Annotated in this window: 13 protein-coding genes; 10 read left to right on the top strand and 3 right to left on the bottom strand. The window is 63.4% G+C overall.

The window, feature by feature from the left end; translation table 11 throughout:
* Positions 1–85: 85 nt before the first annotated feature.
* From NLY43_RS15815 to NLY43_RS15790, 6 genes are all read left to right on the top strand, one after another.
* Positions 86–1,258, top strand: coding sequence for a glycosyltransferase (locus NLY43_RS15815; RefSeq protein WP_023689991.1), 1,173 nt, complete (start codon positions 86–88; stop codon positions 1,256–1,258).
* A gap of 42 nt (positions 1,259–1,300) precedes the next feature.
* Positions 1,301–2,296 (top strand): glycosyltransferase family 2 protein, encoded by a 996-nt coding sequence (locus tag NLY43_RS15810; RefSeq protein WP_023711254.1) that lies wholly within the window; start codon positions 1,301–1,303, stop codon positions 2,294–2,296.
* Positions 2,296–3,240 carry a glycosyltransferase family 2 protein gene (locus tag NLY43_RS15805; RefSeq protein WP_198025453.1) on the top strand — a complete coding sequence of 315 codons (945 nt, stop codon included), beginning with the start codon at positions 2,296–2,298 and terminating at the stop codon, positions 3,238–3,240. The genes NLY43_RS15810 and NLY43_RS15805 overlap by 1 nt, the downstream gene beginning before the upstream one ends.
* Positions 3,230–4,177: a glycosyltransferase family 2 protein gene (locus tag NLY43_RS15800; protein ID WP_031199261.1), complete on the top strand. Its 948-nt coding sequence runs from the start codon at positions 3,230–3,232 to the stop codon at positions 4,175–4,177. The genes NLY43_RS15805 and NLY43_RS15800 overlap by 11 nt, the downstream gene beginning before the upstream one ends.
* A gap of 75 nt (positions 4,178–4,252) precedes the next feature.
* Positions 4,253–5,149 (top strand): UTP--glucose-1-phosphate uridylyltransferase GalU, encoded by an 897-nt coding sequence (gene galU / locus NLY43_RS15795; protein ID WP_023668795.1) that lies wholly within the window; start codon positions 4,253–4,255, stop codon positions 5,147–5,149.
* 190 nt (positions 5,150–5,339) lie between these two features.
* A complete protein-coding gene (locus tag NLY43_RS15790; protein ID WP_023689994.1) occupies positions 5,340–7,718 on the top strand; it encodes a polysaccharide biosynthesis tyrosine autokinase in 2,379 nt (792 codons plus the stop codon).
* Between the two features lie 88 nt (positions 7,719–7,806).
* On the opposite strand, the gene NLY43_RS15785 is transcribed toward NLY43_RS15790, so the two are convergent.
* Both NLY43_RS15785 and NLY43_RS15780 read right to left on the bottom strand, forming a co-directional pair.
* Positions 7,807–8,508 carry a metallophosphoesterase family protein gene (locus tag NLY43_RS15785; protein ID WP_023689995.1) on the bottom strand — a complete coding sequence of 234 codons (702 nt, stop codon included), beginning with the start codon at positions 8,506–8,508 and terminating at the stop codon, positions 7,807–7,809.
* Between the two features lie 71 nt (positions 8,509–8,579).
* Positions 8,580–10,487: a propionyl-CoA synthetase gene (locus NLY43_RS15780; RefSeq protein ID WP_023711252.1), complete on the bottom strand. Its 1,908-nt coding sequence runs from the start codon at positions 10,485–10,487 to the stop codon at positions 8,580–8,582.
* A gap of 218 nt (positions 10,488–10,705) precedes the next feature.
* Between NLY43_RS15780 and NLY43_RS15775 the strand changes: the two genes are divergently transcribed.
* From NLY43_RS15775 to NLY43_RS15760, 4 genes are all read left to right on the top strand, one after another.
* Positions 10,706–11,503, top strand: a complete 798-nt coding sequence (locus NLY43_RS15775) for a DUF2259 domain-containing protein (protein ID WP_245264018.1) — start codon at positions 10,706–10,708, stop codon at positions 11,501–11,503.
* A gap of 480 nt (positions 11,504–11,983) precedes the next feature.
* Entirely contained in the window at positions 11,984–12,271 is a 288-nt protein-coding gene (locus NLY43_RS15770) for a PqqD family protein (protein WP_023684213.1), read from the top strand.
* On the top strand, positions 12,271–12,705 hold the full coding sequence (locus NLY43_RS15765; RefSeq protein ID WP_023707798.1) for a lasso peptide biosynthesis B2 protein: 435 nt from the start codon (positions 12,271–12,273) through the stop codon (positions 12,703–12,705). The genes NLY43_RS15770 and NLY43_RS15765 overlap by 1 nt, the downstream gene beginning before the upstream one ends.
* Positions 12,702–13,697: a phosphoenolpyruvate carboxykinase (ATP) gene (locus NLY43_RS15760; protein ID WP_023711250.1), complete on the top strand. Its 996-nt coding sequence runs from the start codon at positions 12,702–12,704 to the stop codon at positions 13,695–13,697. Before NLY43_RS15765 ends, NLY43_RS15760 begins: the two co-directional genes overlap by 4 nt.
* An 8-nt stretch (positions 13,698–13,705) precedes the next feature.
* Here the strand turns inward: NLY43_RS15760 and NLY43_RS15755 are convergent, their stop codons facing one another.
* Positions 13,706–14,731 carry a nucleotidyltransferase family protein gene (locus tag NLY43_RS15755; RefSeq protein WP_023703566.1) on the bottom strand — a complete coding sequence of 342 codons (1,026 nt, stop codon included), beginning with the start codon at positions 14,729–14,731 and terminating at the stop codon, positions 13,706–13,708.
* Positions 14,732–14,978: the final 247 nt, after the last annotated feature.

Genomic DNA, 14,978 nt, shown 5'->3' with positions numbered 1-14,978 from the left:
TATGCTACGGCGCACCAAAAATGTTGCGATGCAGCAAAAGCTGGGTTAGCATTCCCGTGGGTGGGCCAACAGCGGTCGAGTTTTCATGCTGCATGTCTTGTACCTTGTGCACGATGTTTCCGACCCGGCGGTGCGCCGGCGGATCATAATGCTCAAGGCAGGCGGCGCGCGGGTCACGTTGGCCGGCTTCCGTCGGACCACAAATGCTGTTCCCGACGTCGAGGGGCTGCAGCCGGTCGACCTCGGCGCGACGCGTGACGGCCGATTCGGCCAGCGTCTGGCGGCGGTCGCCAAGGCGGCGCTGTCGATAGGCTCGAAGCTTGCGGCGATGCCGAAGCCCGACCTCATCATCGCGCGCAATCTGGAAATGCTGGCGCTGGCCAGGCGCGCCAAGGCCGCCTTTCGCGGCGGCGTGCCGATCGTCTACGAATGCCTCGACATCCATCGCCTGGTGCTGCGCAATGACATGCTGGGCAAAGCACTGCGCACAGCGGAGCGTTATCTCGCCCGCGACGTGAAGCTTCTGGTGACGAGCTCACCGGCCTTCATCGCCAATTATTTCAAGCCGTTCGGGCAGGTCGCCGCACCGGTGGAACTGGTCGAAAACAAATACTTCGAAACCGCGCCGATCGCCTTGGATGACAGGTCAAAGGCCGAAAACCCTGCAGCACCCCCGTGGCGCATCGGCTGGTTCGGCGCGCTGCGCTGCCGCCGCTCGCTGGAGCTGCTGGCCGACTTCACGCGCCGTCAGGGCGGGCGCTTCGAGGTCGTCCTCCGGGGCCGTCCGGCACTCTCGGAATTCCCGGATTTCCATGCTTTTGTCGAGGCCGAACCCTATCTCTCCTTTCGTGGCCCCTACCGCAACCCGGAAGACATGGCCGCGATCTACGGCGAAGTGCATTTTTCCTGGGCGATCGATTTCTTCGAGGAAGGGCAGAATTCGGAATGGTTGCTGCCCAACCGCCTCTATGAGGGCTGCCGCTTCGGCGCCGTACCGATCTCGATGGGCACTACCGAGACGGGGCGCTTTCTCAACCAGCAGGACATTGGCATCCTGCTTTCTGCTGCCACGCCCGAAATCCTGGAAACCGCGCTCGGCCGCATGGACCAGGAGCACTTCGGCAAGGCCAAGGCGCGTGTGCTGGCCCGCAACCCACGAACCTGGAGCTACGACCGCAGCGACTGCCGCGCCTTTGTCGACAGGCTGCGCGGCCTTGCGGTTGCCCCTGGTTCGTTCGCCACCGAGGCACTGGCCTGAAGGATGACCAATGACAAAAGTGCAGTTCATGGAAAGGCGCCGATGACGCAAACCGAAGCGCTGCCGCCAAGCCTGATCGTCATTCCGTGCCTGAATGAGGCAGCCCATATCGGCGCGTTGCTCGAGCAGCTCAGGCCGGCAGCGCTAAGGCTCGGCGCCCGCATCGTCGTTGCCGATGGCGGCAGCACCGATGGTACTTTGGCCATTGTCGAAGCGGTTGCGGCCAAGGACCCTCAGGTCGTCCTCCTGCACAACCCAAAACGTATCCAGAGCGCGGCGATCAATCTCGCCGTCGCCAGCCTCGGTGACGGCGCCGAATACCTGATCCGCATCGATGCCCATGGCGGCTATCCCGCCGATTATTGCGACCGGCTGGTCGAGGAGGCGCTCGCCACTTCAGCCGATTCGGTCGTCGTCTCGATGCTGACCAGCGGCAGCGGCGCGGTGCAGAAAGCGGTCGCGGCGGCGCAGAATTCCAAGCTCGGCACCGGCGGCTCCAAGCATCGGCACTTCTCGGCCGGCGAATGGGTGGACCATGGCCATCACGCGCTGATCCGGATCTCGGCCTTCACCGCGGTCGGCGGCTATGACGAGACCTTCAGCCACAATGAGGATGCCGAACTCGACTACCGCCTGCGCCGGGCAGGCTACCGCATCTGGATGAGCGGCAAGACGCAGATGGTCTACTATCCGCGTTCGTCGCTGAAGGGCCTGTATTTCCAATATCTCGGCTATGGCCGCGGCCGCGCCAAGAATGTGCTCAAGCACCGCATGATCCCGAAAGTTCGGCAGATGATCCCGCTGCTGGTGGCGCCGGTCGTCCTTCTCGCGGTATTTTCCTTTATCCACTGGCTGGCGGCGGTGCCGCTGCTGGTCTGGGCTTCGGTCTGTCTGGGCTACGGCGCTGTGACCGCCATCAGCCAGCGCAATCCCAACAATGTGCTGGCGGGCATTTCGGCGATGGTCATGCATTTCGGCTGGTCGCTCGGGTTTTGGCTGCAACTGCTCGGCTCGCGATCGCAGCGCGGGGTGGCATGATGGTCGCCGACAGCCGCCGAATCGACATCTGCGTCTGCACGTTCCGGCGGCCGGAACTGGCCGACACGCTGCGGTCGCTCGCTGCCATGGATATGCCTGCCGGTTTCGGCATCGGCGTCATCGTCGCCGACAATGACGACGAGCCGACCGCCGAGCCGCTGGTGACCGCGCTGGCGAGCGAATTGAAGCTCGTGGCCCGCTACCGGCACGCCCCGGCGCGCAACATCTCGGTTGCCCGCAACGCCTGTCTTGATGCCAGCACGGCCGATTTTCTCGCCTTCATCGACGACGATGAAACCGCTTCCCGGCAATGGCTGGCCGAACTGATTGCTATCGCGGAGACAAGCGGCGCCGAGGCCGTGCTCGGTCCGGTGCGGGCGCTCTACCGCCCGGATGCGCCGGACTGGATGCGCAAGGGCGATTTCCATTCGACCTTGCCGGTCTGGGTGCAGGGCGAAATCCGCACCGGCTACACCTGCAACGTCCTTTTGAGGATGAGCGCCGACAGCTTGCGCGACCGTCGTTTCAGCCTGGCGCGCGGCCAGAGCGGCGGCGAAGACACCGAATTCTTCGACCGCATGGTCAAGGCAGGCGGTCGAATCGCCTTTGCGCCGGAGGCGTGGGTCGAGGAAGTCGTGCCGCGTTCGCGAGCCGCTTTCGACTGGCTGCGCCGCCGCCGCTTCCGCTTCGGCCAGACGCATGGCCACCTCATCGGCCATGACGCAGGCGTGATAGAGCGTGCGAAGGCTGTCGGCCTTGCCTCGGCCAAGGCCGTCTATTGCTTCGGCATGGCGGCGTTGACCGCGATTAGCCCGGTCCGCCGCAACCGCAGCGTGCTGCGCGGCATCATGCATGTCGGCGTCGTCAGCGGCCTCGTCGGTATCAGCGAAATTCGCCAATACGGACTGTCTTCCCCGCAGCAAGGAGGCAAGCGTGCAGCCTGACGTCTCCTTTGTCATCGCAGCCTACAATGCCGCGGCCACGCTCGACCGGGCGATCGCAAGCGCCATGGCCCAGCGCGATGTCAGCGTCGAAATCATCGTCGCCGATGATCAGTCGCGCGACAACACGCTCGACGTCGCAAGAGCCTATCCAAAAGATGTCGTCAAAGTGGTTGCGCTGCCGGCAAATCGTGGCCCTGGCGGCGCCAGGAATGCCGGGCTCGAACTGGCTTCCGGCCGCTGGATCGCGGTGCTCGATTCCGACGATGCCGTCCTGCCCGGGCGGCTTTCCGCCATGATCGCGCGGGCCGAAAGCGCGGGCGCTGTAATCGCCGTCGACAACCTCCAGGTGGTGCGCGAGGAAAGCATTGCCGAAGCGACGATGTTTCCCGCCGAATATCTGGAGGGCCTGCGTGAAATCACGCTCGCCGACTACATCGCCGGCAACATCGTTTTCGAATCCACGTTCAACCTTGGCTATCTCAAGCCGATCTTCCAGCGCCGTTTCCTGATCGAAAACGGGCTTCGCTATGATGAAAGTCTGAGCATAGGCGAGGATTACATCCTGCTCGCCAACGCGCTGGCCAAGGGCGGAAAATGCGTGGTCGAGCCGACGACCGGCTATATCTACCACATCCGCACGGGCTCGATCTCGCGCGTGCTCGAGCTTCACCATATCGAGGCGATGCGCAAGGCCGACGCGGTCTTCGCCGAGACCAATTCCATGGACGCTGCTGCTGCGGCCGCCTTCGCCAAACGCGCCCGCAGCCTGCGCAAGGCGGCATCGTTCCTGTCGCTGGTCCAGCACATCAAGGCGCGTTCGCCGTTGAAAGCGATACGCACCGCGCTAAGTGATCCGGCGGCTGTCAGGCACATGTCGATGCCGATCGCCGTCCGCCTCAAAAGGGTGGCGGCGCAGTTTGCTGTCGGCGCGGAGTAAGGAGGGCGAGTACATGAAGACGTTTGTTCGTGGCCTGCAACAGGCTGAAATCGATCTGCTCAGAAGGAATTTGCGATGAAGAAAATCAGGAAGGCAGTCATCCCTGTGGCGGGGCTTGGAACACGGTTCCTGCCGGCAACCAAGTCGATTCCGAAGGAGATGCTGCCCGTGGTCGACCGGCCGGTCGTCCAATATGCGGTGGACGAGGCCTTCGAAGCCGGCATCGAGCACATCGTGTTCGTCACCGGCCGCAACAAGGCTGTCATCGAGGACTACTTCGACCTGCACCCCGAACTGATTGGAACGCTCGAACAAACCGGCAAGAAGACCCAGCTGGAGGCGCTCGAAAGCATGCTGCCCGTGGCCGGCGCCACCAGCTTCATCCGCCAGCAGTCGCCACATGGTCTCGGCCATGCGGTGTGGTGCGCACGCGAAGTCATCGGCGACGAGCCCTTCGCCCTGCTGCTCCCCGATATGGTGTCGTTCGGTCGCCGAGGTTGCCTGGCTGAAACAGTCGATCTCTATCAGCAGACCGGCGGCAATGTGATCGCCGTCGAGCGCTGTGATCCCAGCGAGACCAGCAAATACGGCATCGTCGGGCGCGGCGCCGAGACAGGCAGCGGCTTCGAGGTGACGGCCATGGTCGAAAAGCCGGCGCCGGCCAATGCGCCGTCGAACTATTACATCAACGGCCGCTACATCCTGCAGCCCGAGATCTTCTCGCTGCTGGGCAACCAGCAGCGCGGCGCCGGCAACGAAATCCAGCTTACCGATGCCATGGTGCGGCTGGCGAAAAGCCAGTCTTTCTTTGCCCAGCCTTTCAATGGCCGCATGTTCGACTGCGGCTCCAAGGAAGGCTTCATAGAGGCGACCATCGCCTTCGCGCTGGCGCGCGACGACATGAAGGGACCTGTGCTGGAAATGCTGCAGGCGTTCGTGCGGTCGCATGAGCGTCAGGAAGTGGCCGCATAATGCCCATCTTTCGAGGGCATATGCGTTTGGACGATGGCGCGGCTCATGCCTGCACGCCTGGCCGCTCAGGCCCGGCGCCGGATGGCATGAAGCTTGCGTTGCATATCTTGCCCCCGATCTCCGCAGCTTCGGACGAGGTGGGACCTGACCCGTCTCGCTCCGGCGCCTGTAACCTAGAATTGGATCGAAGATGAATTATGCCAGCTTTCCTCTCGACAAGAGGATGCCATTGCCCAACCCCGATCAGGAAAAGGGTGAAGACTTCATCGACGTCGAGCGCCTGCTTGGCATGGCGGCGCGTCAGGTCAAGGTGGTGGCGGTCTGCGCCATCATCGGCCTGTTCCTGGGGTTGCTCTATCTGCAGACCACGCCCAAGCAATACATGTCGGTCGCCAGCGTGCTGATCGACGAAGGCCTGAACAAGGTCATCGACGACATCTCGGCTGCATCCGTCACCATGCAGACCGACGCCGCCCTGCTCAGCCAGATCGAAATCATCACCTCGGCGCGGCTGGCCTCGGTGGTGGTCGACAAGCTGAAACTCGACCAGAACGCAGAGTTCATGAACCCGCCGCAATCGGCGCTGGTCAAGGGCATCGGCTTCGTGCGCGGCGTGATCGGCTATTTCCGCTCAAGTTCCGCCGAGCAGATTCCCGGCATGGAAAACGTCGATGAGGCGACACGCCAGGCCATGATGCAGACGGCGCGCCACGACTATGCCGTGCTGAAGCTGCAGAGCGAGGTGCTGGCGCAGCGCAACGGCCGCTCCTATGTGCTCGCCATCGGTTACCAGTCGACCAATCCGGCGCTCGCCACCGCCATCACCAAGGCCTATGCCGACGCCTATCTCGCCGACCAGCTCAATGCCAGCTTCGACGCCACCGAGCGCGCTGCGGTCTGGCTGCAGGGCCGGCTGACCGAGCTTCGTCAGAACTCACAGGCGGCCGCTATGGCGGTCGAGAAATTCAGGGCCGAGCATGGTCTGGCCGCCAACAGCGACGGCCAGCTGATCAGCGACAAGCAGATTGCCGATCTCACCGCGCAACTGATCGTCGCGCAGGCCGATACGGCGCGCGCCAGCGCCCGCTATCAGCAATACAAGACCATCGTCGAAAGCGGCTCGGACAATGCCTTCAACGATTCCGCCATCTCAAGCGATCAGCCGGCAAGCTCCGTCATTGCAACGCTCAAGACCCGCTATCTCGCAGTGGCCAAGCGGCTGCAGGACGTGACGGCCAATTTCGGCGCCGACCATCCGCAGGCGGTGGCGCTGGCCAAGGAAAAGGCCGACCTGTCGACCCAGATTTTCGGCGAGTTGAAGCAACTGACCGAAAGCTATCGCAATGAATATGAAGTCGCGCTTTCACGCGAGACCTCACTGAGGCAGAAGATCGCCGACGCGGCCGGCAAGAGCTCCATCGACAACCAGAGCCAGGTCAAACTGCGCGAACTCGACCAGCAGGCGCAGGCGCTGACCACGCTCTACCAGACCTTCCTTAGCCGCTACGAGGAGGCCTCGCAGCAGCAATCCTTCCCGGTCGGCAAGGTCCGCATCATCTCGGATGCCTCAACGCCGCTTTCCGCCTCGAGCCCGCGCACCTCCAGGGTGCTGGCGCTGTCGCTGGTGCTTGGCGTGCTGCTTGGCGCCGGCTTTGGTGGCCTGAATGAGTTCAACGAGCGCTTCTTCAGGACCGGCGAGGACATTCGCGATCGCGTCGGCCTCAAATTCCTCGGCTATTTGCCGATGATCGGCGGCAGGCTCGGCAAGGACGCCGACGGCGGTGCGGCGGATGCCAAAGGCGCCAACACATTGTCGGCGGCCGAGAAACGGGCGCGCATGCGGGTCAGCGTCGATGCGCCGGCATCAATGTTCTCCGAAACGCTGCGCAACGCCAAGATCGCCTTCGACGTCGTCATGGAAGGGCAAGGCAGCCGGGTCATAGGCGTGGTCTCGGTCCTGCCCGGCGAGGGCAAGTCTACGGTCGCCGCCAATCTCGCCGGATTGCTGGCCGCCAACGGCTCGAAGACGCTTTTGATCGACGCCGATCTGCGCAATCCTGGCCTCAGCCGCAACCTCGGCATGGAAGCCGAGCAGGGGCTGATGGAGGCCGTGGTCAACGGCCAGACCTGGCAGTCGGTCGGCAAAGTCGACCGCCAGACCAAGCTGGCGATCATCCCGGCCGTGCTGCGTGGGCAATTCTCGCATACCAGCGAGCTGCTGTCGTCGGCCGGCATGCGGCGCTTCATCGACAACGCCAAGGAGACGTTCGAGTACATCATCGTCGACCTGCCGCCGCTCGGCCCCGTGGTCGACGCCAAGGCGTTTGCGCCGCTGGTCGACGGCTTCGTGCTGGTTGCCGAATGGGGCCGCACGCCGCGCGCCATGGTGCGCTCGCTGCTGGAGCAGGAACCCTACGTCGCAAGCAAGGTCGTCGGCGCCGTGCTCAACAAGGTCGATCTGAAGAAGCTGCCGAAATACGGCTCGCTCGGCGGCTCGGAGAAGTTCTTCGACCGCTATTCGACCTACTATCTGGAGAAATCGGACGTGCGAGCCAAGACCGCCGCCTGAACGGAGCGCGATCCTGAAAAGGAGCGTGATCCGGACAGCGGATCCGGTTTTCGGAAAAGATCACGCTCAAACGAAGAAGCACGGCAGGTCAGGAAAAGATCAGCTTGCCGAACTTACCCGCGATCCTGAGCGCTGTCAGCCGTCCGCTCTGAAAGGCGCCGGTGTCGATGCCGAGCCTTCGCCCGTCAAGCCTGGGGATATCGACCGGCGTGTGCCCATGCACCACAAGGCGGTCGAGCAGATGTGCGGCCTTGAAGAACTCGTCGCGGATGTTGAGCAGATCCTGCTCATCCTGTGCGACCAGGTCGATGCCCGGCCTGATGCCGGCATGGACGAAAACGAATTTATCCGAACAGAGCAGCACCGGCAGGCTGCGCAGGAAGTCGATATGGCTGGCCGGAATGACCTCCTTCACGCGCCGGTCGACCGCGTCGCTCGAGGCATAGAGGCTGGCAAGCCGCGCCGGATCGACCCCATAGGAAAACAGAGTCTCGCGGCCGCCGACCGCCAGCCAGCGGTCCCGCGACAGATAGCCGTCGAGATAGTTCAGCATGGCCACTTCGTGGTTTCCCGCCAGGCAGACGCGCAGGAACCCTGTTGGCGGCAGCGCCAAGAGGTGGTCGAGCACGCGCGCCGATTGCGGCCCGCGATCGATATAGTCGCCGAGCATGACGATAATCTTGCGGCCGCGAAATTGCAGCGCGTCGAGCTGGATCTTCTGCTCCAGCGACAGCAATTCCTTGTAGCAGCCATGCACGTCGCCGATCGCGTAGACGACGGTGTCGTCCATATCCATTTCCAGGCGCTCGCGCGGCGCCGGCCGGGGGGGCCTGGATCGCTGGAACAACGCCACTGGGGCCGTCAGACCCCGATGCCGCGGGCTTTGAGCGCCGCGGTGATCTCGTCAAGAATGGCGGGATCGTCGATAGTCGCCGGCATCGTCCATTCTTCCTTGTCGGCGATCTTCTGGATGGTGCCGCGCAGGATCTTGCCGGAGCGCGTCTTGGGCAGGCGCTTGATCGTCACCACGGTCTTGAAGGCTGCGACCGGGCCGATCCGTTCGCGCACCAGCCCCACCACTTCGCCTTCGATGACGGCGGTATCGCGCGACACATCGGCATTGAGCACGACGAAGCCGAGCGGAACTTGGCCCTTCATCACATCGGCGACGCCGATGACGGCGCATTCGGCAACATCGGGATGCGCTGAAAGCACCTCCTCCATGGCCCCGGTCGACAGCCGGTGTCCGGCGACATTGATGATGTCGTCTGTGCGCGCCATGACATAGAGGTAGCCGTCCTCGTCGATCATGCCGGCATCGGCCGTCTTGTAGAAGCCGGGAAATTCCTCGAGATAGGCTTGCCGGAAACGCTCGTCGGCATTCCACAGCGTCGGCAGGCAGCCGGCCGGCAGCGGCAGTTTCACCACCACATTGCCAAGTGTGCCGCGCGGCACTTCATGGCCGGCATCGTCGAGCACGCGAATGTCGTAGCCCGGCATCGGCACGCCGGGCGAGCCGTATTTCACCGGCAGCAGGCCGAGGCCCGCCGGGTTGATGGTCATCGGCGAGCCGGTCTCGGTCTGCCACCAATGATCGACCACCGGCACGTTGAGTTTCTGCTCCGCCCATTTGATGGTTTCCGGGTCTGCGCGTTCGCCGGCCAGGAACAGAGTGCGGAATTTCGACAGATCGTATTTCGGCACGAATTCGCCCTTGGGGTCCTGCCCCTTGATGGCGCGGAAGGCCGTCGGCGCGGTGAACAGCGCGACCACGCCGTGTTCTGCGATCACCCGCCAATAGGTGCCGGCGTCGGGTGTGCCGATCGGCTTGCCCTCGAACAGCACGCTTGTCGCACCATGCAGCAGCGGTCCGTAAACGATGTAGGAATGGCCGACCACCCAGCCGACATCGGAGGCCGCCCAGAATACTTCGCCCGGTCTGACGCCGAACTCGTTTTCCATCGTCCATTTGAGCGCGACCATGTGGCCGCCATTGTCGCGCACGATGCCCTTAGGCTGGCCGGTCGTGCCGGAGGTGTAGATGATGTAGAGCGGGTCGGTGGCGAGCACCGGAACGCAATCGACGTTGGCGCCCGCGGCGCGCTCGCGGGCAACGGCGTCGGCAAAATCGATATCGTAATGCTCCCTCAGATCGCAGCGCAGCTGGTCGCGCTGCAGGATCAGGCAGGCGTCCGGCTTGTGGCGGGACATTTCGATCGCCTTGTCGAGCAGCGGCTTGTAGGCCACGACACGTCCAGGCTCCAGGCCGCAGGACGCGGAGATGACCAGCTTTGGCTTGGCGTCGTCGATGCGGGTGGCGAGCTCGTGCGAGGCAAAGCCGCCGAACACCACCGAATGCACCGCGCCGATGCGGGCACAGGCAAGCATCGCGACCGCCGCTTCGGCCACCATCGGCATGTAGATGATGACGCGGTCGCCTTTGTGAATGCCGCGGTTCTTGAGCACCGAAGTCAGCGCTACCACTTCGCGCTTCAATTCGGCATAGGTGAATTTCTTGACCGTGCCGGTGATCGCGCTGTCGTAGATAAGTGCGATCTGGTCGGCGCGGCCGCTTGCGACATGGCGATCGAGAGCGTTGAAGCAGGTGTTGCAGCTGGCGCCGTTGAACCAGCGCCCGTAAACGCCGGCCTTGGCATCGAAGACGCTGGTCCACGGCGAATACCAGTCGATCGCCTCGGCCGCATCGGCCCAGAATTGTTCCGGGTCGCGTTTCCAGCCGTCATAGACCTCGTGGTAGCGTGACGCCATTCATCCCTCCTCGGGAAAACTCTCTATCTTGCAATAGCCTATGCGGGTTTTCCCGGCCACGTCTTTCCCCAAATGCCATGTCTTTCCCGAAATTTGGGGCTTGGCCGATCTCGCCTTGGCCATAAATTGCAGGCACCATGGCCGGGTTTGAAATCGGGGCAGGGCGCGCAATGACGGTACGATACGGGGTTGGATCTGCCGTTGGAGCAGCGCTGCTGTTGACGATCGTTTCCGCCGCCCAGGCCGGCGATGCCGCCGCGCGGCGCATCATCGGCTTTTCCCCCGACGGCAAATATTTCGCCTTCGAGCAATATGGCGAGCTCGACGCTGCCGTTTCCGGCTGGTCGCAGATCGACATCATCGACACAAGCACAGACGAGTTCGTCGGCGGCAAGCCGATCCTTGTCCTCGATGAATCGGAAGAGGCGACCACAACGGTGGAGCAGGCACGGGCGCAGGCCGCAAAGCAGGCCGCGCCAATCCTGGCCAAATACGGCATCGCCGAGCGCGGCACGCGCACGGCCTCCGACAGGTTCACCTTCCCGGACGACACGGTCGAGTACAACGACATCCCCCGCCTCGAGCAGGCCGCGCAGAAATGGCTGTCGCCGTTCTATGGCGAAACACAGATTTCGACCATCCAGCTCGATGAGATTTTGGCCGACAGCAAGACGGACTGCTCGGCAAGCTTTGATGACGCCAAGCCAAGCGACCAGGCTCTTCCGAGCGACAAGACACTTCAGGGCGAAAAGAAACTTCAAGGCGCCAAGACGGGCAAGGCGCGTGGCTTCCGCCTGTCGCTGCAGGGGCAGGACGGCAAGCCGTTCAAGGTGCTGCACGAGGACAAGGCCGTGCCGGGCTCGCGCAACTGCCCGACTTCCTACAGCCTGTCGGAATCCTACGAATACACCCCGCCCGGCAGGCCGGCGGTAGTGGCGGTGCTGGTGCAGCGCTTCAGCCAGGGCTTCGAAGGACGCGACCGCCGCTTCATCGCCGTAACCGGCCATGCACGCTAAGCCGCGGCCCGTCTTGTGGCAGGCAGAAAAAGCTCATGCGCCCGGAGAAAGCAGGGCGTTCGTGTCGGATATCAGGTCTTAAAGCGGCAAGGCCGCCAGCATCAGCCCGACGCCACCCGCGATCAATATGGCGGCTGCCAATGCTTTTCGATGACGTTCGAACGCGGTCGGAGCCCGCTCCCAGTTGTAACGCATACCCAATGCTCTCCCAAAACCCCGCGACTCCATAGCTTACTTTAGGTAAGAAAAGCAAGACCTTGACCCTGCGAGATAGCTGGCTTGACCGTTTGCGGCGGTGATTCCCAGCTGCAATCACCGACTATTTCTGGGGTGCTTCCCTGTTCTCAGGCTCTGAATCATGGTGGCGTTGCCGGATTGCCACAGAACGGTCAGGCCGGCCTGTTCTCCCTCTCGTCCGCGCAATGGACAGACCCGCATCGCCGCGCTATCTGCTCTCCAGGAAAATGGTGGAGGGGCTCCATGGCCCAAATCGGTTCTGAAATGGTTCTGCGGCTGGCGGACGACGCCTCGGTCCAGCATGTCGGCGATGGCGCCGTCGTGCTCTTGGCGCGCAGCGGCCAGCTTTACACCTGCAACGGCACCACCGAAGCCTTTCTCGACAAGGTGGACGGCGCCCGCAGCCTTGACCAGATCGTCGTCCTGTTGTCTGACGAGTTCGAGGTCGACAAGGGCACGCTCGACCAGGACATGGCGGCGCTGGCCGCCGAACTGGTGAGCGAAGGCATTCTCGCCGACCCGGCTCCCTGATGGTGGACGGCGTTCTCCTGCGCGCTTTGTTTCGTGTCCATTTATGGGCAAGCGCGCGGCTGATGCCGACCCTGATCGGCCGCCGCAGCTTCGAATCGGTGCTGAAATGGGCGCCGCTCAGCGCACACACCCCTTATCGCGGCCTGTCGTCAGCCTACATCGTCGCTGCCGTCAACCGGACCGTCCGGCACCCCTGGCTGATGCGCGACCGCAGATGCCTGCGCGAGGGCCTGCTCGCCCACCGCTTCCTGCGCTTTGCCGGCTTCGATCCGGATCTGCGCTTCGGCGTCGATCCGAAGTCGATGCAGGCGCCGCGTATGTCTGCCCATTGCTGGGTCTGTCTCGATGGCCGCCCGGTGGTCTCGGACAGCCTCCCCGGCATGGTGCAGATCTATCGCCATCACGCCGATGCCGGAAAGGCGCACGCTGCTTGACCGGTCCGGCGACCACCTTCTGCTATGATCTCCAGGGCCAGGTCATCAGCATATCGGCCTCGCGGGCCGATCTCTGGCCGAGCTTCGACCTCTTGCTCGGCACGTTGCGCGTGAGCGGGCCGGTCGAGCCCGATTTCCGCGTCGACATCGTCGAGACGCGGGAGTTACCGGAATCGCCTGCCGGAAAACTCGCTTTCGACGGCGAGGTGCCGGAGGGCGGCCATTGCCGGCTGATCGACGGTGGCGGCACCGTTCATCTGGTCTTTCCCGGCCTGCAGACCGTCTCGATCAATGCCGATGGAGGCTGGGCCGAGATACGAGTCCATCCCGATGCCAAGGTCAAATGGACGGTGCTGATGATGGTGCTGGATGCAGCACTTGATGCCGGCGACCAGCACATGCTGCACACCGCCGGCCTGACATTGCCCGGCCGCGAGGCGCTCGTGCTGATCCATGCGCCGAGCGGCACCGGCAAGTCGACGACGTCGCTGGCGCTGGCGTCGCAAGGTTTCGGCCTGTGCTCGGATGACGCCATGATCCTCAAGGTTTTGGCCGGTGGCGGCATCACGGCCTGGGGCTTGCCGCGCAAGGTGAAGGTCCACCGCCACACCGCGGCAATGCTGCCCTTCGTGGCGCCTTGCCTTGGCGACAAATGGGACGCCAATGGCGAGCAGGCCGTCTCGCTGGAACGTCTCGCCGAGATCATCCGCATCGAGGAAACTGTCGGCAGACCGGTTGCGGCACTGTTTCATCTCGCCCGCTCGGCGGACGCGCAAACCCGGCTCGTGCCCATGACCAGGACAGACGCCATGGTGGCGCTTGCCACCGACAATGTCAGGACCGGCATGACCGGCCTTTTGCCGGCGCAGAAGCGCCGCATGGCAACCATCGCAACGCTGGTCAAAGCCGTCCCGACATTTACCCTGGAAGTCGGCGCGAACCCGGCCGAGGCGGCCCCGCTGATCCGCTCGGCGCTGGCGGCGCGGGACTAAAGCACACTTCAGGCAGAATGCGGCTTTGGCCTGGCGAGGCGCTGGATCCAGCGGAAGGCGTCGCGGCGCAGGCGCGAATGCATCTTGTCCCTGGAATTGACGCCGAGCAGCGTATCGCCGGTGATCAGCCATTTGGCCAAAAATATCGAGAGGCCGGGCTTGATGCGGTCGGCCAGTTCGATCGCGCGCGGTGCATCAAACAGCCGCCCCGTCACATTGAGAACCGTCGCCAGTTCGAGCTCGATGCCGCTGATGCGCGCCGCCTCGAAAAGCCGGTCTTCATCCGCGGGCGACCGCAGCGCGCGCACGCCCTGCAGCACATCGACGCAAAGCTGCAGCCGGTGGAACTTGTGCCCGCCGGCGGCGTGGACAATGGCGATGGTCAGCAGCGCGGCCGGCGTGTCGGCCTCGCCGCCGTCGATGATCTGCAATTCGCGAAAGCCCAGCGACAGCCGCCGCCGCATGCCGGAATCATGCACCAGGTTGCCGTGCAGTTCGATCAGCAGGCTGGTATTCTCCTTCTCCAGCCACTTGAACTCCTGCAGATCCTGCGACTGCGCCTCGCCGCTCCAGAGCTCGAAGCCGCATCCGGCAATCACCGTGTTGGCTTCAATGATGCTGGCCGGCTCGACCAGAATGTCGATGTCGGTGAACGGCCGGTCAGCGGCGTGGCGGTAAAGTTTGCGTGCGAAGACCGGACCCTTGACGATGCGGGCCGGAACATTTTTCGCCGCCAATGCCTTCATGATGCGGTCGCCATGATATTGCAGCAGCATCGATTGGCCGGTCGCCAGCGTCGAGCGATCACGCAGTTCCGACAGCTTTTGCCGCAAGGCTGCGTCCGCAGGCAGTTGGGCGTCGCCGATCTCGCTGAGCTTGCGCAGCATGATCGGCAGCACGCCGTGGAACTCGGCATTGGCGAGCAGTGCCAGCAAGCTTTCGGCAGCAACGTCACGGCCAATGGCAACCGTCGCCTCCGGGTCGGCGAAGGTCAGCAGCAGTTTTTCATCGGCAGGCGCAAGAGATGGCAGCATCAAACCCGGATTGCGTTCGCCCACATCAGCAATTCCCGTCCGGAATTGCGTCAAACAACCAACTCAGAGGAGCGTATGTTGCAGAAAAGCATGCATGAAGCCAGCGTGTGGTGGCAGAACCAGCTCATGAATTGACTTTCCACGGTTTCGGTCCATTCTTTTGCACTTGACTGAAAAGGGTGTTTGGAATGGCCAAGAAAAAGTATGAAGCGCCCGTGCTGCGCAAGGCAGGAAAGTTGTCCAGCGT

It is taken from the genome of Mesorhizobium sp. C416B (genome assembly GCF_030323165.1).
In the GTDB taxonomy this organism is placed as follows: Bacteria; Pseudomonadota; Alphaproteobacteria; order Rhizobiales; family Rhizobiaceae; genus Mesorhizobium.
The sequence above is the reverse complement of the archived record's forward strand: the minus strand, read 5'-3'. Positions and strand labels throughout refer to the sequence as shown.